Here is a 19698-nt window from a genome sequence, read left to right as displayed (position 1 = left end):
GGTGACCGCAGGGGCATGCCGCTGGTGATGCCGTACTTCGGGGTGGGTCGAGGAGACATCACATGAGTCAGCCGCCGAAAGCGCGGGAGGGTACGCAGTTCGGGCCGTACCGCCTCATACGGCTGCTCGGTAAGGGCGGCATGGGTGAGGTCTACGAGGCGCAGGACACCAAGAAGGACCGCATCGTCGCGCTGAAGCTGCTGCCCGAGGGCGTGTCGCACGACGAGACGTTCCGCAAGCGGCTCCAGCGCGAGGCCCACAACGCCGGCCGGTTGCAGGAGCCGCACGTCGTCCCCATCCACGACTACGGCGAGATCGACGGCGTGCTCTTCGTCGACATGCGGATGATCAACGGTGCCGATCTGCGGAAGCTGTTGCGCGAGGGCGGGCCGATGACGCCGGTGCGCGCGGTGGCCATCGTCCGACAGATCGCGTCGGCCCTCGACGCCGCCCACGAGAGCGGCATCAGCCACCGCGACGTGAAGCCCGAGAACATCCTCGTCACCCCGCAGGACTTCGCCTACCTGGTCGACTTCGGCATCGCGAACGCCAAGACCGACGAGAAGCTCACCGAGATGGGTAGCGCGGTCGGCACCTACGACTACATGGCGCCCGAGCGGTTCTCCAGTGGCGAGGTGACCTACCGCGCCGACGTGTACGCGTTGGCCTGCGTCCTGCACGAGTGCCTGACGGGCTCGAAGCCGTTCAGCGGCGACAGTGTCAGCGTCGTCATCACGGCGCACCTCATGCAGCCGGCGCCGCGCCCCAGCACCTTCCGGCCCGGGGTCGTACCCAGCGCGTTCGATCAGGTGATCGCGCGCGGCATGGCCAAGAATCCGGCGGACAGGTTCACCACGGCGGGCGAGCTCGCGATGGCCGCCCAGCAGGCGCTCACCGAGAACGAGAAGGACGCGGCCGAGACCATCGTGCAGCGCAGCGCCGCCCCGCCGTCGGCACCGCCTCAGGACGCCACGATGATGGCACCGCTGGTGACGCCGCCGCCGTCCGGCTCGTATCCGCCACCGCCGCCGAGCTATCCGCCGCCCGGCGCGTCCGTCACGCCCCCGCCGACGCCGTACGGTTCGACGCCCGGATCGTTCCCGGCCGCCGGGCAGACCCCGGGGTCGTACCCCGCGGCGTCCGGCCAGTACGGGTTCACGTCGGCGCCGCCACCGCCGCCGGGCACCGGCGGTACGGGGTGGACGCCACCCGGCAGCCCGCCGAATCCTCCTGGCGGCAAGGACAAGAAGGTGCCGTGGATCCCCATCGCGGCGGTGCTCGGCGTCGTGGTCGTGGTCGCGATCGCGATCGGCATCGTGCTCGGCATGAGCGGCGGCGACGAGCAAGCCGACGGCCCCACCACCAGTTCCGCCACGAAGACGACGACGTCGCGGGAACGGACGCCGATCACCTCCGAGAGCGCGCCGACCGACGCCCCGCTGTCGTTCGAGGACAAGCTGATGTCCTACATCCCGGCCGGCTACCCGACCAGTGTCTGCGCAGTCGCCGAGACGGCGCCGAGCGCCATCATCACGATCGACTGCAAGAAGTCGGTGCAACCGGACGGACCGGACAACGCGCGGTACTCGCTGTACGCCACGCGCGACCAGATGCAGGCGGCCTTCGACGACCTGTTGCGGGCCTACGACGAGGTCGTGCGCTGCCCGGGCACCGACGTGGACTCGCCGGGCGACTGGTTCTACAAGAGCGCTCCGGACGTGCCTGCGGGCCAAGTGGCGTGCGGCTTCTACGAGGGCCGTGCCGACATCCAGTGGTCCGAGTACGACCGGCTGGTGATCGCCGACGTGCAGAGCACGAACCTGGACTCCCTGCGCAACTGGTGGCTGAACTACAGCTGACCCCGCGTTGTATGTTGCTGGTAACCGCAGCGTCGCGAAGGGATCGGTCATGGCCAGAAGCAGGAATCGCGTGTTCGTCGCCGGAGTCGGCATGACGAAGTTCGAGAAGCCGGGCCGCCGGGAGGGCTGGGACTACCCCGATATGGCTCGCGAATCGGGCACCAAGGCGCTCGAGGACGCCGGCATCGACTACACCGAGGTGGAGCAGGGCTTCGTCGGGTACTGCTCGGGGGATTCGACATCGGGCAACCGCGCGCTCTACGAACTCGGCATGACGGGCATCCCGATCGTCAACGTGAACAACAACTGTTCAACCGGGTCGACCGCGCTCTACTTGGCCGCACAGGCGATTCGCGGCGGCTTGGCCGACTGCGTGCTCGCCCTCGGTTTCGAGAAGATGCAGCCGGGCGCGCTCGGCGGTGGCGCCGAGGACCGCGAATCCCCACTGGCCAGGCACATCAAGGCGCTGGCCGAACTGGAGGAGTTCGCCTTCCCGGTGGCGCCGTGGATGTTCGCCGCCGCGGGACGCGAGCACATGAAGAAGTACGGCACGACCGCCGAGCACTTCGCGAAGATCGGCTACAAGAACCACAAGCACTCGGTGAACAACCCGTACGCGCAGTTCCAGGAGGAGTACACGCTCGACGACATCCTGGCCGCGAAGATGATCTCGGATCCGGTCACCAAGCTGCAGTGCTCGCCGACCTCGGACGGCTCGGGCGCGGCGATCGTGGTCAGTGAGGACTACGTGGCCAAGCACGGGCTGGCCGACCGCGCCGTGGAGATCGTCGGCCAGGCGATGACCACCGATTTCGCGAGCACGTTCGACGGCAGTGCCCGCAACGTCATCGGCTACGACATGAACGTGCAAGCCGCACAACAGGTTTACACGCAGTCGGGGCTCGGCCCCGAGGACTTCCAGGTCATCGAGCTGCACGACTGCTTCTCCGCCAACGAGCTGCTGCTGTACGAGGCGCTCGGCCTGTGCGGCGAGGGTGAGGCGCCCAAGCTGATCGACGACAACCAGACGACCTACGGCGGCCGCTGGGTGGTCAACCCGTCGGGCGGATTGATCTCCAAGGGCCACCCCCTCGGCGCCACCGGGCTCGCGCAGTGCGCCGAGCTCACCTGGCAGCTGCGCGGTGCCGCCGACAAGCGTCAGGTCGACAACGTCACCGCGGCCCTGCAGCACAACATCGGCCTCGGCGGCGCCGCCGTCGTCACCGCCTACCAACGCGCCGAGCGCTAGCCCTGCGTCTGTTCGCGGGATGCGGGTATGCCCCGACCATGACCAGACCCGATTCGATAGGTGGGGCAGACGGCGACTTCGACGCCGACCCCGACATGGTGAAGGACGAGTCCGAGCAGCCCACCGAAAAGGGCTCGGCTGAGGATCAACAGTCCGACGACGGGTGACGGCCTAGTCGCGGTACTCCACCACGTCGTACTCGCCGTCGGCGTGCCTGGCCCGGATCGTCTTCTTGTCGTACTTGCCGACACTGGTGCGCGGAACCTGGTCGACGAACGTCCAGCGCTCCGGTAGCCACCACCGAACCACCTTGTCGGTCAAGAACTCCCGAAGCTGCTGCGGGGAGACCTGGTGACCGTCGTGCAGGACGACGACCGCCAGCGGGCGTTCCTGCCATCGGTCGTCCGGCACCCCGACGACCGAGGCTTCGAGCACGGCGGGATGCGCGATGAGGTGGTTCTCGAGCTCGACCGACGAGATCCACTCCCCGCCCGATTTGATGACGTCCTTGGCGCGGTCGGTCAGGGTGACGTAACCCAGGGGGTCGATCCGCCCGACGTCCCCCGTGCGCAGCCAGCCGCTGGCGAACTTGGCCTCGTCTCGACCCAGGTAGTACGACCCGGTGACCCAGGGCCCTCGCACCTCGACCTCGCCGACGGCCTTGCCGTCGTGCGGCAGCGGCAGGCCCTCGTCGTCGACGATGCGCACCTCGACGCCGCAGGCCGCGCGGCCCTGGGACGCCCGCAGCGTCCACGCGGTCTCGTCGCTGACTCCCGGCACCGGCGCGGCGACGGTCGCCACCGGTGACGTCTCGGTCATGCCCCACGCCTGCTGAATGCGCACGCCGTAGCGGTTCTGGAACACCTCCATCATCGAGCGCGGTACGGCCGAGCCGCCGCACGCGACCAGACGAAGCGACGAAATGTCGTGTCCCGGATGGCGTTCCAGGTGATTGAGGACGTCGTTCCAGATCGTCGGAACGGCGCCCGCCACGGTCGGCCGATGGGTGCCGATGAGGTTCAGCAGCGACGGGGCGTCCATGAAGCGATCGGGCAGCACCAGATCGGCACCCGCCATGAGCGCCGCATAAGGCAATCCCCACGCGTTGGCGTGGAACATCGGCACGATCGGCAGCACCGAATCCTCCACCCCGATGCCGAGCACGTTGGTGGTGCACGTGCTCATCGAGTGCAGATACGTCGATCGGTGGCTGTACACCACGCCCTTCGGGTTGCCGGTAGTGCCGCTGGTGTAACACATTGCGGCAGCGGTGTTCTCGTCGAGCACGGGCCAGTCGTACTCGGGCGGGCGTCCGCCGAGGGCGTCGTCGTAGCGGATCACCATCATGCCCGCGTTCTGCAGCGGGGTGAGGTCGCCGTCACCGACGGCGAGGATGGTGTGCACCGTCGTAAGCATGGGGAGAACGGGCGCGAGCTGGGCGGCCAGCGACAGGTCCGCGACGATCACCTGGTCCTCCGCCTCGTTGGCGATGTAGGCGATCTGTTCGGGCGACAGCCTGATGTTGAGGGTGTGCAGCACCGCCCCCATGGCGGGCGCGGCGAGGTACACCGCCAGGTGCTCCACGTTGTTCCACATGAAGGTGCCGACTCGCTGGTCGCCGGTGATCCCGACGCCGCGCAGCGCGTGCGCGAGACGGGCGACCTGCTCACCGAGTTCGCGGTAGCTGGTGCTGCGGTACCGCCCGTCACCCAGAGCGGTGGTCACCGTGCGGTCGCCGTTCACGGTCACGGCGTGCCGCAGGATCGAGGTGACGGTCAACGGGACGTCCTGCATGGTGCTGCGCATCTGCTGCTCCCCTTCGGTTGGCCGCGATGCTAGCGGCGCCGGCGACGCCTGTGCGCGATTCGCCCAGGGCGAAACGGCAACGGTGCAACGAAATCCCCGTCTGGAGCGATGTACCAGGCGAGATACACCCGATTATCAGATAAGGGGGCGCGCTCATGCGTCCATCGTTAACACTCGCCACTCTCGCCGCATCCGTCGCAGTCGGGTTCGGTGTCATCGCGTCGCCCGCGGGCGTTGCGTCCGCCGACGAGGATGCCCAGGCGACCATTTCGCGGTTGCAGCAGGAGGGGTACACGGTCAACGTCGACCGGGTCGGCAGCAAGAGCATTCAGGACTGCGTCGTCACGAGCGTCCGCAATCCGCAGACCCAGACCGACCTCATCCGCGACTACTACGGCAAGAAGGACGAGAACGGCAACCGCAAGTACCGCATCATCGAGGTCGTCACGTCTCAGTCCATCTCGGTGTCCCTCGACTGCACGTGACACTCGCGGGAAGTTTGCGGTTCCCACGCGCGATGTACTTGGGGGATGATGTTCCCCGACACGACAGAGAGGCGCACGTGATGCGTACGACGTTCGCGATGGCCGCTGCGGCCGTCGGCATCTGCGGTGCCGCGCTGGCACCCGCCGCCTTCGCCGGAGCCGACGAGGAGTCGGCCACCGAGACCATCGCGCGCCTACAGCAGCAGGGCTACACGGTCACCATCGACAAGATCGGCACCGCCCCGATCAGCGACTGCACCGTGACGAGCGTGCGCAACCCGCAGACGACGTCGCAGTTGGTGCCCTACGTCGGACCGGGCCTGGGCGGTGACCGCATTCTCGTCCCGCAGGTCACCAGCCAGACGGTGTCGGTGTCGCTCAACTGCTCCTGACCCCACAACGCCGAAACTGCGGTTGTTGACGGATCTCTCGCGAGTTCCGTCAACAACCGCAGTCTCGTGGGTCACACTCAGGCCGGCGCGGGAACCTTCTTGTCCTGCGCAGGCTCTCCGACGCCGTGATCGTCGTCGACCATCGTCAACTCGTTGAACGGATCGCCACCGCTGAGCACCAGGTCGACACGCTCCTTGTCGACGGTGTAGGTCCACGACCCGACCAGGATGGTGGCGACGGCGTTGCCCGAGAAGTTGGTCAGCGCACGGGCTTCCGACATGAACCGGTCGATGCCCACGATCAGGCCGACGCCGTCGAGTAGGTCCGGACGGTGGGCCTGCAGGCCGCCCGCCAACGTGGCCAGCCCGGCGCCCGTCACGCCCGCCGCGCCCTTCGAGGCGACGATCATGAACACCAGCAGACCGATCTGCTCACCGACCGACAGCGGGTCGCCCAGCGCGCCTGCAATGAACAGCGAAGCCATGGTCAGATAGATCGCGGTGCCGTCGAGGTTGAACGAGTAGCCCGTGGGCACCACCACGCCAACCGTCGTGCGCTCGACGCCGAGGTGTTCCATCTTGGCGATGAGACGCGGTAGCGCGGACTCCGACGAGGACGTGGACACGATCAGCAGGTACTCGCGTGCCAGGTAGCGCACCAGCTTGAAGATCGACACCCCGGACACCACCCGCAGGATGACGCCGAGCACGCCGAACACGAAGATCGTGCAGGTGATGTAGAAGGCCAGCATCAGGCCGAGGAGTTGCGTCACCGCGGACCAACCGGTCTGGCCGACGACGTTGGCGATCGCACCGAACGCACCGATGGGGGCGAGCCACAGGATCATGACGAGCACCTTGAACACCAGCTTCTGCAGCGACGCGATGGCCCGCAGCGCCGGCTCACCGGCCGAGCCCATGCCCTGCAGCGCGAACCCGACGAGCAGCGCGACGAACAGCGCCTGCAGCACGCTGCCGGCGGTCAACGCCGAGAACAGCGTCTCGGGAATGATGCCCTGTACGAAGTCCAGCAGACCGCCTGCCTCGTGGGCGGTTTCAGCGAGTTCGGCACCCTTACCCGCCGTGCTCTCGCTGAGGTTCAGCCCGGCGCCGGGGTGGATGAGGTTTCCCACCACCAGGCCGATCGCCAACGCGAACGTCGACATGACGAGGAAGTACAGGAACGCGAGGCCGCCGACCTTGCCGACCGTAGCGGCCTTCCGGACCGACCCGATGCCCAGCACGATCGTGCAGAAGATGACCGGCGCGATCATCATCTTGATGAGCGCGACGAACATCGTGCCGAGGACGCCGACGCTCTTGCCGACGTCCGGGGAGAGCATCCCGACGATGACGCCCGCGACGACCGCGACGATCACGGCGATGTAGAGCCAGTGCGTGCGATCCTTCTTCGCCGGCTTGTCGGGCGGTGCCGACGTATCTACCTGGTTGGCCATGGGGTGCTCCTTCGGGTCGCGCGATGTGGTCTGCCAAGCATCGTGTTCCCACAAGTGACCCAGGTCACGCTTTAGTTCATTTAGTTCGGTGCCCCGGCCCCGGCTAGTTGCAATCGCAGCAGTCGCAACAATCGCAGCAGTCGCCGCAATTGGAGGCGCGACGCCGCCACCACCCCCGTCGCCGGTTGTCCGGACGGCGGTTCGAGCCCGGTCCGTAGGGGTCGCCCCCTGGCCCATAGCCGTAGTCGTTGGATGCGAACGCCCGCTCGATCGCATGGCGCACTTCGCCGACCAACAGGCGCTCGACGAGCCGGCCGTCGACGAAATGCACGTCGGCAAGGGCGAGTTCGATCCCCACCGCCGCGTCGGCACACAGTTCGCGCGCGGCACCGGCCGAGGTGTTGGTGGCGGCCAACGGATTCCACTTGCCCCGCTGCAGATCGTCGTCGTAGTCCTCGACGGCGTCGAGCACGTGGGCCAACCGTCCGAACAACCGGCCGATCTCGCGCAGCGGTGCGTGGTTCCCCGGATTCCCGGTGAGCACCGCGGTGTGGCCGAACGCCGCCGCGACCGCCGTCTCGCTGGGTTCGGTGATCGACAGCAGTGAACTGCCGGGCGCCGCAGCGGCCTCGAGTTCCGCCTGCCGCAGCACCGCGCGGGTCAGTACGTCCGTGTCGAAGCCCAGCGCCGAACCGGCGTCGGCGCCCTGACGCGCCCAGCGTTCGGCCACTCGGCGGGACGCCGGCCGCACGGCGCCCGCACCGAGGATGCCGTCGCGATCCTCGACGTGGTCGCGGACCTTGGCGGCGGCGAGCACCAGCGACACCGAGGACGCCAACCGCACCGAATCCCCCGCCGCGACATCGACGGTCCGCATCCGGCGCAGTGGACAACGTCCGCTCGGACGGCGCTCCGGCGACTCGGGCGACTGCGCTTCCACCAACAACGAGACGAGGAGCCCGTCGTAGTTCGTGGCGACTCGGGCCGCCTGCCCGTGGTCGTCGCGCAGGGCCAGACACAGCCCGCAGAGCTGTGCGGTCCAGACCGCGCTGAGTTCGCCACCGAGGCGATGACGACAGGGCCGAATGATGCCGAACACACGCCGAATGTAGCGATAGATGCCCGCGCTGTCAGGAGAAGCCGCAGCGGTCGTCTTGGCGGTTTCCCGTGAGGCGGCGTGGCCCTGCGCGGTACGTTCGGCGGCGTGGCGGACAGCGGGTACGAGGCGGCCGGAGACCTGGTCACCTCGGATGGCCGCACGCTCGCCTACCTCGAGGTGGGTGACCCCGACGGCGCGCTCGTCATCCACCACCACGGCGGCCCGAGCAGCAGGCTGGAGGCGAAGCTGTTCGCCGATGCCGCTGCCCGGCACCGATTGCGGTTCGTGTGTCTCGACCGGCCGGGAATGGGCGGGTCGAGCCCGCAGCCCGGCCGCACGTTCGCCGACGGCGCGACGGACACCATCGCGCTCGCGGACGCGCTCGGCCACCGGGAGTTCGGGGTGACGGGGTGGTCGGAGGGCGGCCCGTGGGCACTCGCCGCGGCGGCGTGTATCGACGCGAGCCGACTGCGGCACGTCACGAACATCGCGGGCGGCTGCTACGGCGCCTTCGGCGACAACTGGGCAGCCGATCATCTGTCGAAGGCCGATGCGATGGGCGGCACCCTCGCGCTGCGGTTCAGGCCCGGCTTCCACCTGATGTACGCGTCGATCGGCTTCGGCGCCAAGCACTTCCGACGCTCGTTCGGCAAGCAGCTGCGCGACTCGGTCAACGACTACGACCAACGTGTGCTCGCCCGGCCGGGCGTCGAGGACCTGATGCTCGACGCGTTCGCCGACTGCTTCGCGCAGGGGTCCGGCGGCCTGGTCGCTGACGCCGAACTGCTCTACCGCCAGTGGGCTTTCGACGTCACGGCCATCGACCGTCCGGTGCACGTCTGGCAGGGCACCGACGACCGCCTCGTCGCCGCCTACGTCAACCGGACCGTCGCCGACCGCATGCCGGGTGCCGTGTGGCACGAGGTCGACGGCGGTGGCCACTTCATCGCGGTCGGAGCGGCCGACGAGATACTGGCCGTCGCCGCGGGAGACCTCGGTGCGTAGAGCGTGGTGGCCGCGCTCGCTGGCCGGGCAGGCCATCGCGCTGCAGGTACTGGTGATCACGATCGTGGTGGCGACGGGCAGCATTCTGGCGCTCATCGACGCGCGGCAGGACGGAGACGCGGCGGCGCGCCAGCAGGTGGTGTCGATCGCCACGGCCCTGGCCGACGCCCCGTCGACGGCCGCGGCGATCGAATCACACAGGGCCACCGAGATTCTTCAGCCGGTCACCGAGGCCGTCCGCACCGATACCGACATCGCGTTCATCACGATCATGGCGCCCGACGGAATCCGGTTCACGCACACCGATCCGCGCCAGATCGGCGGACCGTACATCGGCACCAGGGAACCCGCGCTGCGCGGTGAGACCTACACCGAGGTCTACACCGGCACCCTCGGGCCGTCGGTGCGCGCGATCGTACCGGTCCGCAACACGCGGGGTCAGGTGGTCGGCATGGTGGCCGCGGGCATCACCCAGCAGACGCTGGCCCAGCGCTGGCGCGACCAGGTGCCCGCCATCGCCGTGGTCGGCCTTGGCGCCCTTGCCCTTTCGCTCGTCGGCGTTTGGGCGATCCGGCGCAGGCTGCTGCGCCAGACCCACGGTCTGCGGCCCGACGAGTTGCGCGTGATGTACGAGCACCACGACGCGATCCTGCACTCGGTGTCCGAGGGGCTGATCGTGCTCGACCGCAATCGGGTGGTGCTCGCCAACGACGAGGCGCGTCGGCTGCTCGGTCTGCCGCCGGGCGAGGTGAAGCCGGAAGACCTTCCCGACTTTCTGCGCAGCTACGAACCGGGGGTGCGCGATGAGCTGCACGTCACCGAGGACCGGGTGCTGGTGGTCAACCGCTCGAAGGTCGCGGGGTCAGCATCCGGCGGGCAGGAGCGAAGCGACCGGGGGATGTCCGAGTCCGAGGTCGTGACGATCCGCGATCGCACCGAATTGCAGGGCGCGCTGGGCGAATTGAGTTCGCTGCAGGTGCTCACCGACTCGCTGCGCGCGCAGGCGCACGAAGCCGCGAACAAGCTGCACACGGTCATCACGATGGTGGAGATGGGCCGGCCGGAGGACGCCGTCACGTTCGCCACCGCGGAGTTGGCGCTGTCGCAGCGGCTCGTCGACCGGCTCTCCGACGACGTCGGCGAACCCGCACTGGTGGCGCTGCTGCTCGGCAAGACCGCCCAGGCTGACGAGCGCGGTATCGCATTGACGATCACCGAGGACACCCACCTGCCGGGCGCCAGCGAGGGTCTGCCGCTGACGCCGCAGGAGATCGTCACGGTGCTCGGCAATCTCGTCGACAACGCGATGGACGCGTGCGACCGTGACGACCCCTGGGTCGAGGTGACGGTGAGCCTGGACGACGACGAACTGCTGATGCGGGTCGCGGACAGTGGCGCGGGCATGGATGCCGACACGTTCGCGCGCGCCATGCAACGCGGCTACTCGACGAAGTCGGACGGTGGCACCGAGCATCACGGGCTGGGCCTCGCGCTGGTGGCACAGGTGGTGGCGCGACACGGGGGGAAGTTGACCGCCGATGTGACGTACGGTTCCGTCGTGACGGTGACAGTGCCGAGGGCCGCATGATCACGGTGCTTGTCGTCGAGGACGATCAGCTGATAGCACAGGCCCACGAGACGTATCTGGGCCGGCTCGACGGGTTCGCCTGCGTCGCGGTCGCCAACACCGCTCGCGACGCGATGAAGGTGGCGTCCGAGGCGTCCGCGACCGACACACCCATCGACCTGGTGCTCCTCGACCTCGGTCTGCCCGATGCGAGCGGTATCCAGCTGGCGTCGGCCCTGGCGGGACTGCGCCCGGCGCCCGATGTCATCGCGATCACCTCCGAGCGCGATCTCGAGATGGTGCGCGCCGCCGTCGCGCACGGCGCTCTGGCCTACCTGTTGAAGCCGTTCACGTTCGCGGCCTTCCGCGATCGGCTGGAGCGGTACCGGCGCTACCGCAGCGCACTGCCGGCGGGTGTCGACGCGGCCAGCCAGGAGGAGGTCGATCGTGCACTGGCCGAACTACGGGTGGCCACTGACCGGTCGGTGAACCCCAAGGGCGCCGCCCCGCAGACCAACGACGACATCGCCCGCGTGGTGCGCGACCGCGCCGACGGCGCCACCGCCGACGAGGTCGCGAAAGAGGTTGGGGTATCGCGTGTTACCGCTTGGCGCTACCTGGAACGGCTCGCCGACGAGGGCGTCGTCCTCCGTCACACCGATTACGGCAAGGGTCGCCCCAAGACGCGCTATCAGTGGCGGTAGCGATCAGACGCCGGCGACCTGAAGCTCGCGCACCCGCTCGGCGACAACGTGCTGAGCGGCGACGAACGGCGGGGCGATCATCACCCGCGCGGTGATGGCGTACGAGGTGAGACCACCGTTGTAGTCGGCGATGAACAGCCGCTCGTCGGCCACGGCGACGCAGGCCGGGCGGGCACCGACCGTGACGGCACCGACGACGGCGTAGGCCTCGGTGGAGACGACGTGCACCCTGTCGTAGTCGACGACGAAGGCGCGCGAGCCGTCCGCGCTGAGCGCGAGCTGCATCGGGGCCGCGCCGACGGCCACGGTGCCAGTCACCCGGTTGGCCACCAGGTCGACGATGTGCAGCACGCCGCGTGAGGTGATGTCGGAGGTCAGGACGTACGCGGTGCTGTCGAGGCCGAGTTCCAGGCCGCGGATCGGCGCGCCGATGTCGAGGGTGCGGCGCACGCGGCCCGTGGCGATGTCGACGACGATGATGCGGCTGGTCACGGAGTCCGTCACCGCGACGAACAGCCGTCGATCCGCCTCGTCGACGCGCAGTGCGTCGATGGTGGTGTCGGGCGTCGCGATGATGTTGATGGTCGCGAGGCGCTCGGCGACGACGTCGATGACGGCGACGTCCACCCCGTCGCGGCCGTCGCGCGCCACGTACACGCGCTTGCCGTCGGGACTCACGGTCATCGCGGCGACGGCGCCGTCCATCGGGTAGGCGGCCACCACGGCGCCGTTGGCGGTGTCGATGACGGCGATGGCGTCTTCGCTCGCCGAAGAGACGGCGACGAAGGCCCGGCCGTGTGCGGCACCGGCGGCGAAGGGCCGACCGGTCTTCACCCCACCGCGTACGGCGAGGGTGTCGACGTCGACCACGGCGACGGTGTTGTCGCCGAAGTTGGTCACGACCAGCGCGCCGGAATCGGCAGCCAGGTCGGAGATCGGTCCGCGACCGACGTACCCCTCAGCGAGCAGGGACACGTCGGCACTGTCGACCGTCACGCTCTGAGCGCGCGCAAAAGTGTTAGCCATTTTATTCGGCACCTCCGTCGGCATGACATGCGCCGACATAGATCAAATACAGTCCAGCGCCCCCCTTGGACGTGGTCTGAATCGAGTGTAGCGACGGATTCCGACGTTCTGAAGGTCGTCGACAGCCGTTCCCGCCGGAGACGGCGCCACCTCTCAGCCCACGCTTAAGAATCTCTTCGTTACCCCGTCGTTATCTTTTGCTCGCCGAGTGTTTCGTACTCATTGCCTGGTGTTTCGTCGAGTCTCCGACTAGCTGCCGGTGCGACATTCATCACCGCCCGGCAGAGGATTCTTAGTTTTCAATCTGAAAGTGTTCGCTAAATCACACGGCGACACGACAGCAAACTCCGGTCCGCCTGCGGCCTAACTGACGAGAGTGACGATTGCGACGGCCGGGGCGGGTGTGATCAAGATCATCGGCCCCCGCTCGCGTTCGCTGTTCACCCGGCGTTCACCGGTGGCGACGTCAGCCCCTCGCGATGACGTTGTCGCCCGTCGCCGACGTCTCCGGTGTTCCGGACGTGTAGGTCACCCGGTTGGTGAAGCCCGATGCGGTGATGGAGTCGGCCGACTCGACCTCCACCGTGTTCTCCACTCCGGACACGATCACGGTCGCGCAGTGTCCCGTGATCTCGACGGTGTTGGACACACCGCTGACGTTCACCGAACCGCCGTCGCACGCCACGCTCTCGCGCTTCGACACCCCCGACACGCTGACCGTCCCGCCCTCGGCCACGGTCGGCGCGGTGCCGCCGCGCGACGGCGCGGGGAAGCCGATCGAGGGGTTCGCCGAGTGAATCGAGCTGAACTGGCTCGTGACGTCGTCAGCCGCCTGAAAGAAGACGGCGAACGAGATGCCGGCGATGACGAGGCCGATGACCGGGATCGCGACCAGCAACCAGCCGAACCGGAGCGCGCCGGGCGAGGCCCGCTGGAAGGGCGTACCGAACATCACCGGGGAATGCGAGTACGCGCCCGGCGGCGGATAGCTCGGATAGCCGGCGGCCCCCGGCGGCGGGGGCGGATACGCGTCCTGCGCCGGGATGTAGGTCGGCACAGGCGCGTCGCCGCGGCCGACACCGAGCTCGGAAGCCCTGTCGGACAGCGATCGCTCGAGTTCCCGGATGCGCTGCTCAGGGTCGTCGTCGGCAGCCATGCGCCGATGCTGCCACATCGCCTACAGCATGGGCAGTGGGTTCACCGTGGCGACCGAGACGTCCCGCGCCATGCAGCGCGGGCACTTGTGGATGTCGGTCAGCTCCTTGACCTGATCGGTGGCCTTCTCGCAGAACGCCAGGATGCACTCGCACGACAGCGTGACCAGCCACTCCGCCAGGTGCAGGCCGTCCCTGCGCGCGATCTCACAGGCACCGTTGTCCTCACACTCGACAACCATGCCGCGGTCGATGAAGTACTCAGGGCGGTGCTTCACGACGCGCGCGCTCGAACGGAGCCGGCCAAGGGATGCCTCCAGCAGGGAACCACGGGGATGGGTCCATCTTGCCAATCGATGCGCGATGGGGCTACCCCTCTCCACCCCGTGTCGCGCAGATCGCAGGCGGCGCGTCTGCCCCGGCTACAGCACCTTGGACAGGAACTCTTGCAGGCGTGGATGTTTGGGGTTGTCGAACAGGTCGGCGGGCGGCGCGTCCTCAACGATCTTCCCGCCGTCCATGAACAGCACCCTGGACGCGACCTCCCTGGCGAAGCCCATCTCGTGAGTGACCACCACCATCGTCATGCCACCCTCGGCGAGGTCGCGCAGCACCTGCAGCACATCGCCCACCATCTCCGGGTCCAACGCGCTGGTGGCCTCGTCGAACAGCATGATCGAGGGGTTCATCGCCAGCGCACGGGCGATCGCCACGCGCTGCTTCTGGCCGCCTGAGAGCGTGGCGGGTTTGACGTTCGCCTTCTCCGCGAGCCCCACCTGACCGAGCAGTTCCAGGGCCTTCTTCTCCGCGGCGGCCTTGTCCATCTTCTTCGTGAGCAGCGGCGCCAGCGTCACGTTGTCGATGACGGTCATGTGCGGGAACAGGTTGAAGTGCTGGAACACCATGCCGATGTGCTGGCGCACCTTGTCGAGGTCGACCTTCTTGTCCGTGAGATCGAACTCGTCGACGACCACCTTGCCGCCGGTGATGTCCTCGAGCTTGTTCAGGCAGCGCAGGAACGTCGACTTGCCCGAGCCCGACGGGCCGATGACGCAGACCACTTCACCGTGGCTGATGGTGGTGTCGATGCCGTTGAGCACCTCCAGGTCACCGAACGACTTCTTAAGACCCTCGATGCGGATCTTGACGGTGCCCGCGGGTTCCGTCGCCGCGGCCTCAGGGACCAGCTGGCTCATTTCACCAACCTCTTCTCGAGCCGATCGGACAGTTTGGTCAGCGCCATGATGACGATGAAGTAGATGATGCCGATGATGAGCCACATCTCGAACGACTTGTAGTTTCCGGCGATGATGATTCGCCCCGTCTGCGTCAGTTCGGCGATGCCGATGACCGACAGGATCGACGTGTCCTTCAGCGTGATGACGAACTGGTTGATGTACGACGGGATCATCGTCCTGATCGCCTGCGGCAGGATCACCTTGCGCATCGTCGGCAGGTAGCCGATGCCCAGGCTCCGGGACGCCTCCATCTGCCCCTTGTCGACGGATTGGATTCCGCCGCGGACGATCTCGGTCATGTACGCGCCGGCGTTCAGCGACAGCGTGATGATGCCCGCCGTCACAGCCGACATCTGAAACCCGAGGGCCGCCGGGATGCCGAAGTAGATGAAGAACGCCTGCACCAGAAGCGGTGTGCCGCGGAAGATGTCCACGAAGGTGGTGCCGATGGCACGCAGCCAGATCGACCGGGAGACCCGTAGCAGACCGAAGATGATCCCGAGGATCAGTGCGAAGAAGATCGAGACGACGGTCAGGATGATCGTCATCTTCAGACCCGCGAGCAGCAGGGGGTACGTGCTCTTGATCAGCCCCGTATACGTGGTGTCAGCGGTGGTCGCGGCCTCGCCGAGGTAGGTGCTGACGATCTTGTCGTACTCGCCCGACTCCTTGAGGTTGTTCAGGCCGTCGTTGAACTTCTGGAGGAGTTCGGCGTTCTGACCCTTGTTGACGGCGAACCCGTAACCGGTCGGATCCTCTTTCGGTGTAACGGTTTTGAAGCCGCTGCCCTTGGTGATGTTGTACAGCAGCACGGGGTAGTCCTCGAAGACCGCCACCGAGTTGCCGGTCTTCACCTCGTCGAACATCGTGGACGAGTCGGCGAACGAGACGACCTCGAAGCCGTACTTGTCCTTGATCGAGTTCGCGAAATCCGAACCCTGCGTGCCGTTCTTGACGGATACCCGCTTGCCCCTGAGGTCCTCGTAGGACTTGATGTCCGTGTTGTCCTCGAGCACCGCCATCTGGATGCCGGACTCGAAGTACGGTTCGGAGAAGTCGAAGACGTTCTTGCGCTCGTCGGTGATCGACATGCCGGCGATGACACCGTCGACCTGATTGGCCTGCACCGCCTGCAGAGCGGCGTCGAAACCGAGTGGCTTGATGTCGACGGTGAAGCCCTGGTCCTCACCGATGGCCCGGATGAGGTCCATGTCGATGCCGACGAAGTTGCCCTGGGCGTCCTGGAACTCGAACGGCGCGAACGTCGTATCGGTGGCGATGGTGTACGTCTCGCCCTCGGCTCTCGCCTCGGGTGAACCGACAGTCGCGACGACGCCGAGACCGGCGAGCACCGCCACGGCGGTCACTGCGAGCCAGCGCAGCCGAGGTGTTCGCATGGTGTGTTTCTCCCATCGTGGCCGAATGCGGGAAGTCACACGCTAGCGGGGCGATGGTCCGCCGCGTGGCCGAATCACCGCCACGATCATCTGCTCACCGCGGCTACCTGCAATCTCCAGACAATCTCCACACTTCCTCCAAGTGCGAGGGGGGTGCCGACCGCCACGATCGAGTCATCGGTTTCCCCACCACGACAAGGACACATCATGCGCAGCGCACTTCTCCTGCCCGCCGCCATCGCCGTCGCGGCGATCGGCGTTCTCGGCTCACCCGCACCCGCCTACGCCGCGGGCCAGTCGGCCATCGTCACGATCGGCCAGCTGGAAGCCCAGGGCTTCAACGTCAAGCTCGACCGGGTCGGCAGCGCGCCGCTCGACCAGTGCGAGGTCACCAACGTGCGCAACCCGCAGAACCGCACCGAGTTCGTGCGGGTCAACGGGCCGGGCAATCGCGACCGCGTGATCGAGGTCGTTGTCGACCGCACCATCACGGTCTCCCTGGACTGCTCGCGTCGCTGAGCGCCGAGAGTGCTTAGCCGCCGGGGCCGTTGGGCCACTTGAGCAGCGACCCGGCGTCGACGCGGATCTGCTGTCCGGTGATGTACCGGCTGTCGTCGCTCGCCAGGAAGACACCGAGATTGGCGCTGTCCTCGGGCTCGATGTACGGAATCGGCATCGCCTGGAAGATGGTGAACAGGGGTTCGGCATCCTCGCGGGTCGCCTGCACGCCCTGCTGCGTCAGGTCGGGCCGGAACATGCTGTACATCCCGTCGTTCTGCAGCAGGTGGGTGTTGCAGTTGGTCGGGTGGATGGCGTTGACGCGGATCATCCGCGGCGCCAGATGCATGCACATCTCCTCGACGTACTCCATGACGACGCGCTTGCTCCAGCCGTAGCCCGCTCCCCCCGGTCCCATGTTCGGGTTGTCGGTGGTGCCGCGGATCATGCCCGCCGTTGAACCCGTCACGATGATCGACGACCCGTCGGGCAGGTGCGGCATCGTCACGGCCACGGTGTTCATCACGCCCAGGAGGTCGACGTCACTGGCGTCGACGAACGACATGGCGTCGTGCTGCCTGCCCATCGCCATCGGCAGGATGCCGGCATTGGCCACCACGATGTCGATCTTCCCGAGGGCGGCGACGCCCGCTTCGGCGGCCTCGCGGAGTTCGTGGCGCTCGCGGACGTCGGCGATGCGTGCGATCACCTGACGACCGAGTTCCTTGACGGCGCGTTCGGTTTCGGAGAGATCGTCGGGAGTCGCCAGCGGGTACGGGTTCGACGGGATGTCGCGACAGATGTCGACGGCGATGATGTCGGCGCCTTCTCGGGCCATCGCGACGGCGTGGGCGCGCCCCTGCCCCCGCGCGGCGCCGGTGATGAACGCGACCTTGCCTTCGAGTTTTCCGGCCACGAGTCCTCCGACGCACTATGGGCGCGGGTCGAAACCCCGCGCTCGAACGATGCTTGAACCTATGACATCCGCGCTGCGGGTATCAAGGCTTTCGGGACAAAACTTTGGTTTTTCACTCTTCGGGAGATCGGCTTCCATGCACTACAGGGACTCCTCTGCCACCGTCGGTGAACGATTCTTAGGGTGCCGAGGCGGTGCGGCGCGCCGTTGGCCATCATCGAGGACGTGACCGACACGTCTCCCGCACCCGACTACCCGCAGATGGCCGCCGCGCGCGGCAGGGTGGAACCCGCACCGCGACGCGTGCGCGGCTACCTCGGCGATCGCCTGGTCTTCGACACCACGACCGCCCGCTACGTCTGGGAGGTGCCGTACTACCCGCAGTACTACATCCCACTCGCCGACGTCCGCACCGACGACCTCGTCGACGTAGCCGCGCGGGTGTTCGACGACGGCGACCTCGCGGGGCTGGTGCGGTTCGAGTTCGACGCGCTCACCTGGTTCGAGGAGGACGAACGGATCCATGTGCACCCGCGCAATCCGTATGCACGGGTCGACGCGCTGCGATCGCATCGCCACGTCGTCGTCGAGTTGGACGGGGTGGTGCTGGCCGATACCCGCAGCCCGGTGCTGCTCTTCGAGACGGGTTTGCCCACAAGGTATTACATCGATCGCACGGATGTCCGTTTCGAGCACCTCGAGCCCTCGGACACGGTCTCGCAGTGCCCGTACAAGGGCGTCACCTCCGCGTACTGGTCGGTGCGCTCAGGAGAGTCGCTCCTCGCGGATCTGGCGTGGTCGTACGACTACCCACTGCCCGCGGTCGCGAGCATCGCGGGAACCGTGGCGTTCTACAACGAGAAGGTCGACATCAGCGTCGACGGGCAGCGCCTGGTCCGTCCCAGCACCCACTTCGGCTGACCAGTCACACCGCCCGGCTGTCCGGTAGCGCCGCCGGAGTGACGATCGTGAGCCGCAGCGCCGCCGCCGTCGCCGGCCCGACGATCCCGTCGACCTTCAGACCCGCTGTGCGACGCTGGAACTCACGCACGGCCGCCTCCGTCTGAGGACCGTAGACACCGTCGACGACCAGGTCGCCCGCGTAGGACGCGTAAGCGTATTTGAGACGCCGCTGAAGTTCGGCGACCTGTGGCCCCTCGACTCCGCGGAACATCAACACGTCCGCATATCCGCCCACGGGGACGGGCGGCCGTGGCGTCGGCGCCGTGTCGGTGATGGTGCCGATCCTGGCCTCGATGTCGGCGCGCAGCGTGTCCATGTCGATGGCGCCCGGATCCCATTTGCCCTGTGCGCGACCCGCGTACTCCTTGTGTCCGATGGTTCGGCTGGAGGTCTGGCCGAGACGGCGGTTGAGCGCAGCGCAGCACCGGACGAGGGCGAGATACTGTGCGTCGGGCCAGCTTCTGCGGTGTGGAGCGGAGATCGAGGTGCCGCTGTTGGCGCATTCGATGCCGATCAGATGCCAGTTGCCCATGTTCGTCGGTAACCACGGGTACATGCCGACGCCCGCATGCCACGCCACCCCCGCCGCGACGACGGTCACCGTGCCGTCACGCGCGATGTGCAGTTGGGAAAGCGGGCCGTCCAAGTCGGGGCGGCCGTTGGCGATCGAGGCGGCGGTGGCGTAGTCCGAACCGGTGTGGTGGACCATGACGCCGCGGATGTCCTCGAAGTCGCCGTGGCCGCGACCTCGCCAGCCGGGATACTCGACGAGGTCCACCCCTTCGGCGCGCAGGACGTCGGCGATCCAGACCGGGTCGCCGGTCCATCTGCTGGTACGTGGCACCGCGCAGATCCTACGGCTCCCCGAGGACGTGTCCGCTGG

Annotated in this window: 20 protein-coding genes; 10 read left to right on the top strand and 10 right to left on the bottom strand. The window is 67.6% G+C overall.

Annotated features, from left to right (window positions below):
* Nucleotides 1–62 precede the first annotated feature (62 nt).
* The 3 genes from NM203_RS00520 to NM203_RS00510 are packed head-to-tail and all read left to right on the top strand — an operon-like array spanning nt 63 to nt 3275.
* A complete protein-coding gene (locus NM203_RS00520; RefSeq protein WP_255057633.1) occupies nt 63–1859 on the top strand; it encodes a serine/threonine-protein kinase in 1797 nt (598 codons plus the stop codon).
* 49 nt (nt 1860–1908) lie between these two features.
* Nucleotides 1909–3108 (top strand): lipid-transfer protein, encoded by a 1200-nt coding sequence (locus tag NM203_RS00515; protein WP_255057632.1) that lies wholly within the window; start codon nt 1909–1911, stop codon nt 3106–3108.
* A 38-nt stretch (nt 3109–3146) separates the two neighbouring features.
* The gene (locus tag NM203_RS00510; RefSeq protein WP_255057631.1) at nt 3147–3275 is read left to right on the top strand and encodes a hypothetical protein; all 129 of its coding nucleotides are present in this window, start codon (nt 3147–3149) and stop codon (nt 3273–3275) included.
* A gap of 4 nt (nt 3276–3279) precedes the next feature.
* On the opposite strand, the gene NM203_RS00505 is transcribed toward NM203_RS00510, so the two are convergent.
* Nucleotides 3280–4914 (bottom strand): long-chain fatty acid--CoA ligase, encoded by a 1635-nt coding sequence (locus tag NM203_RS00505; protein WP_255057630.1) that lies wholly within the window; start codon nt 4912–4914, stop codon nt 3280–3282.
* 155 nt (nt 4915–5069) lie between these two features.
* On the opposite strand from NM203_RS00505, the gene NM203_RS00500 reads away from it, so the two are divergent.
* Nucleotides 5070–5399: a hypothetical protein gene (locus NM203_RS00500; RefSeq protein WP_255057629.1), complete on the top strand. Its 330-nt coding sequence runs from the start codon at nt 5070–5072 to the stop codon at nt 5397–5399.
* Between the two features lie 80 nt (nt 5400–5479).
* Entirely contained in the window at nt 5480–5791 is a 312-nt protein-coding gene (locus tag NM203_RS00495) for a hypothetical protein (protein WP_255057628.1), read from the top strand.
* A 77-nt stretch (nt 5792–5868) separates the two neighbouring features.
* Here the strand turns inward: NM203_RS00495 and NM203_RS00490 are convergent, their stop codons facing one another.
* Both NM203_RS00490 and NM203_RS00485 read right to left on the bottom strand, forming a co-directional pair.
* Entirely contained in the window at nt 5869–7248 is a 1380-nt protein-coding gene (locus NM203_RS00490) for a cation:dicarboxylate symporter family transporter (RefSeq protein ID WP_255057627.1), read from the bottom strand.
* A gap of 103 nt (nt 7249–7351) precedes the next feature.
* Nucleotides 7352–8347 (bottom strand): DUF5685 family protein, encoded by a 996-nt coding sequence (locus tag NM203_RS00485; protein WP_255057626.1) that lies wholly within the window; start codon nt 8345–8347, stop codon nt 7352–7354.
* Nucleotides 8348–8452: 105 nt separating this feature from the next.
* Here NM203_RS00485 and NM203_RS00480 point away from each other — a divergent pair, with 105 nt between their 5' ends.
* The 3 genes from NM203_RS00480 to NM203_RS00470 are packed head-to-tail and all read left to right on the top strand — an operon-like array spanning nt 8453 to nt 11623.
* Nucleotides 8453–9352 (top strand): alpha/beta fold hydrolase, encoded by a 900-nt coding sequence (locus NM203_RS00480; protein ID WP_255057625.1) that lies wholly within the window; start codon nt 8453–8455, stop codon nt 9350–9352.
* Nucleotides 9345–10940: a sensor histidine kinase gene (locus tag NM203_RS00475; protein WP_255057624.1), complete on the top strand. Its 1596-nt coding sequence runs from the start codon at nt 9345–9347 to the stop codon at nt 10938–10940. Before NM203_RS00480 ends, NM203_RS00475 begins: the two co-directional genes overlap by 8 nt.
* Nucleotides 10937–11623, top strand: coding sequence for a response regulator (locus NM203_RS00470; RefSeq protein ID WP_255057622.1), 687 nt, complete (start codon nt 10937–10939; stop codon nt 11621–11623). The genes NM203_RS00475 and NM203_RS00470 overlap by 4 nt, the downstream gene beginning before the upstream one ends.
* Before the next feature lie 3 nt (nt 11624–11626).
* Here NM203_RS00470 and NM203_RS00465 read toward each other — a convergent pair whose 3' ends face one another.
* The 5 genes from NM203_RS00465 to NM203_RS00445 form a co-directional block, all read right to left on the bottom strand.
* A complete protein-coding gene (locus NM203_RS00465) occupies nt 11627–12619 on the bottom strand; it encodes an MmpL3/TtfA transport complex stabilizer (protein ID WP_255057621.1) in 993 nt (330 codons plus the stop codon).
* A gap of 496 nt (nt 12620–13115) precedes the next feature.
* Nucleotides 13116–13805 carry a DUF3060 domain-containing protein gene (locus NM203_RS00460; RefSeq protein ID WP_255057620.1) on the bottom strand — a complete coding sequence of 230 codons (690 nt, stop codon included), beginning with the start codon at nt 13803–13805 and terminating at the stop codon, nt 13116–13118.
* A gap of 21 nt (nt 13806–13826) precedes the next feature.
* Nucleotides 13827–14081: a hypothetical protein gene (locus NM203_RS00455; protein ID WP_255057619.1), complete on the bottom strand. Its 255-nt coding sequence runs from the start codon at nt 14079–14081 to the stop codon at nt 13827–13829.
* A 144-nt stretch (nt 14082–14225) separates the two neighbouring features.
* Nucleotides 14226–14999 carry an amino acid ABC transporter ATP-binding protein gene (locus NM203_RS00450; protein ID WP_255057618.1) on the bottom strand — a complete coding sequence of 258 codons (774 nt, stop codon included), beginning with the start codon at nt 14997–14999 and terminating at the stop codon, nt 14226–14228.
* Nucleotides 14996–16438, bottom strand: a complete 1443-nt coding sequence (locus NM203_RS00445) for an amino acid ABC transporter substrate-binding protein/permease (protein ID WP_255057617.1) — start codon at nt 16436–16438, stop codon at nt 14996–14998. The genes NM203_RS00450 and NM203_RS00445 overlap by 4 nt, the downstream gene beginning before the upstream one ends.
* A 207-nt stretch (nt 16439–16645) precedes the next feature.
* On the opposite strand from NM203_RS00445, the gene NM203_RS00440 reads away from it, so the two are divergent.
* Complete coding sequence (locus NM203_RS00440; RefSeq protein WP_255057616.1) at nt 16646–16957, top strand: hypothetical protein; 312 nt, start codon at nt 16646–16648, stop codon at nt 16955–16957.
* A gap of 13 nt (nt 16958–16970) precedes the next feature.
* Here the strand turns inward: NM203_RS00440 and NM203_RS00435 are convergent, their stop codons facing one another.
* Nucleotides 16971–17852, bottom strand: a complete 882-nt coding sequence (locus NM203_RS00435; RefSeq protein ID WP_255057615.1) for a mycofactocin-coupled SDR family oxidoreductase — start codon at nt 17850–17852, stop codon at nt 16971–16973.
* A 261-nt stretch (nt 17853–18113) separates the two neighbouring features.
* Between NM203_RS00435 and NM203_RS00430 the strand changes: the two genes are divergently transcribed.
* Nucleotides 18114–18773: a DUF427 domain-containing protein gene (locus NM203_RS00430; RefSeq protein ID WP_255058261.1), complete on the top strand. Its 660-nt coding sequence runs from the start codon at nt 18114–18116 to the stop codon at nt 18771–18773.
* 4 nt (nt 18774–18777) lie between these two features.
* Here NM203_RS00430 and NM203_RS00425 read toward each other — a convergent pair whose 3' ends face one another.
* Complete coding sequence (locus NM203_RS00425) at nt 18778–19659, bottom strand: peptidoglycan recognition protein family protein (RefSeq protein ID WP_255057614.1); 882 nt, start codon at nt 19657–19659, stop codon at nt 18778–18780.
* Nucleotides 19660–19698 lie beyond the last annotated feature (39 nt).

This window comes from Mycolicibacterium arenosum (genome assembly GCF_024320865.1).
Lineage (GTDB): Bacteria > Actinomycetota > Actinomycetes > Mycobacteriales > Mycobacteriaceae > Mycobacterium > Mycobacterium arenosum.
Note: the sequence above shows the minus strand (reverse complement) of the source record. Positions and strands in the feature narration are given on the sequence as shown.

Coding starts and splice junctions, on each gene's coding strand:
- NM203_RS00520 (WP_255057633.1), top strand. CDS start 63: ATGAGTCAGCCGCCGAAAGCGCGGGAGGGTACGCAGTTCGGGCCGTAC.
- NM203_RS00515 (WP_255057632.1), top strand. CDS start 1,909: ATGGCCAGAAGCAGGAATCGCGTGTTCGTCGCCGGAGTCGGCATGACG.
- NM203_RS00510 (WP_255057631.1), top strand. CDS start 3,147: ATGACCAGACCCGATTCGATAGGTGGGGCAGACGGCGACTTCGACGCC.
- NM203_RS00505 (WP_255057630.1), bottom strand. CDS start 4,914: ATGCGCAGCACCATGCAGGACGTCCCGTTGACCGTCACCTCGATCCTG.
- NM203_RS00500 (WP_255057629.1), top strand. CDS start 5,070: ATGCGTCCATCGTTAACACTCGCCACTCTCGCCGCATCCGTCGCAGTC.
- NM203_RS00495 (WP_255057628.1), top strand. CDS start 5,480: ATGCGTACGACGTTCGCGATGGCCGCTGCGGCCGTCGGCATCTGCGGT.
- NM203_RS00490 (WP_255057627.1), bottom strand. CDS start 7,248: ATGGCCAACCAGGTAGATACGTCGGCACCGCCCGACAAGCCGGCGAAG.
- NM203_RS00470 (WP_255057622.1), top strand. CDS start 10,937: ATGATCACGGTGCTTGTCGTCGAGGACGATCAGCTGATAGCACAGGCC.
- NM203_RS00460 (WP_255057620.1), bottom strand. CDS start 13,805: ATGGCTGCCGACGACGACCCTGAGCAGCGCATCCGGGAACTCGAGCGA.
- NM203_RS00450 (WP_255057618.1), bottom strand. CDS start 14,999: ATGAGCCAGCTGGTCCCTGAGGCCGCGGCGACGGAACCCGCGGGCACC.
- NM203_RS00445 (WP_255057617.1), bottom strand. CDS start 16,438: ATGCGAACACCTCGGCTGCGCTGGCTCGCAGTGACCGCCGTGGCGGTG.
- NM203_RS00440 (WP_255057616.1), top strand. CDS start 16,646: ATGCGCAGCGCACTTCTCCTGCCCGCCGCCATCGCCGTCGCGGCGATC.
- NM203_RS00430 (WP_255058261.1), top strand. CDS start 18,114: ATGGCCGCCGCGCGCGGCAGGGTGGAACCCGCACCGCGACGCGTGCGC.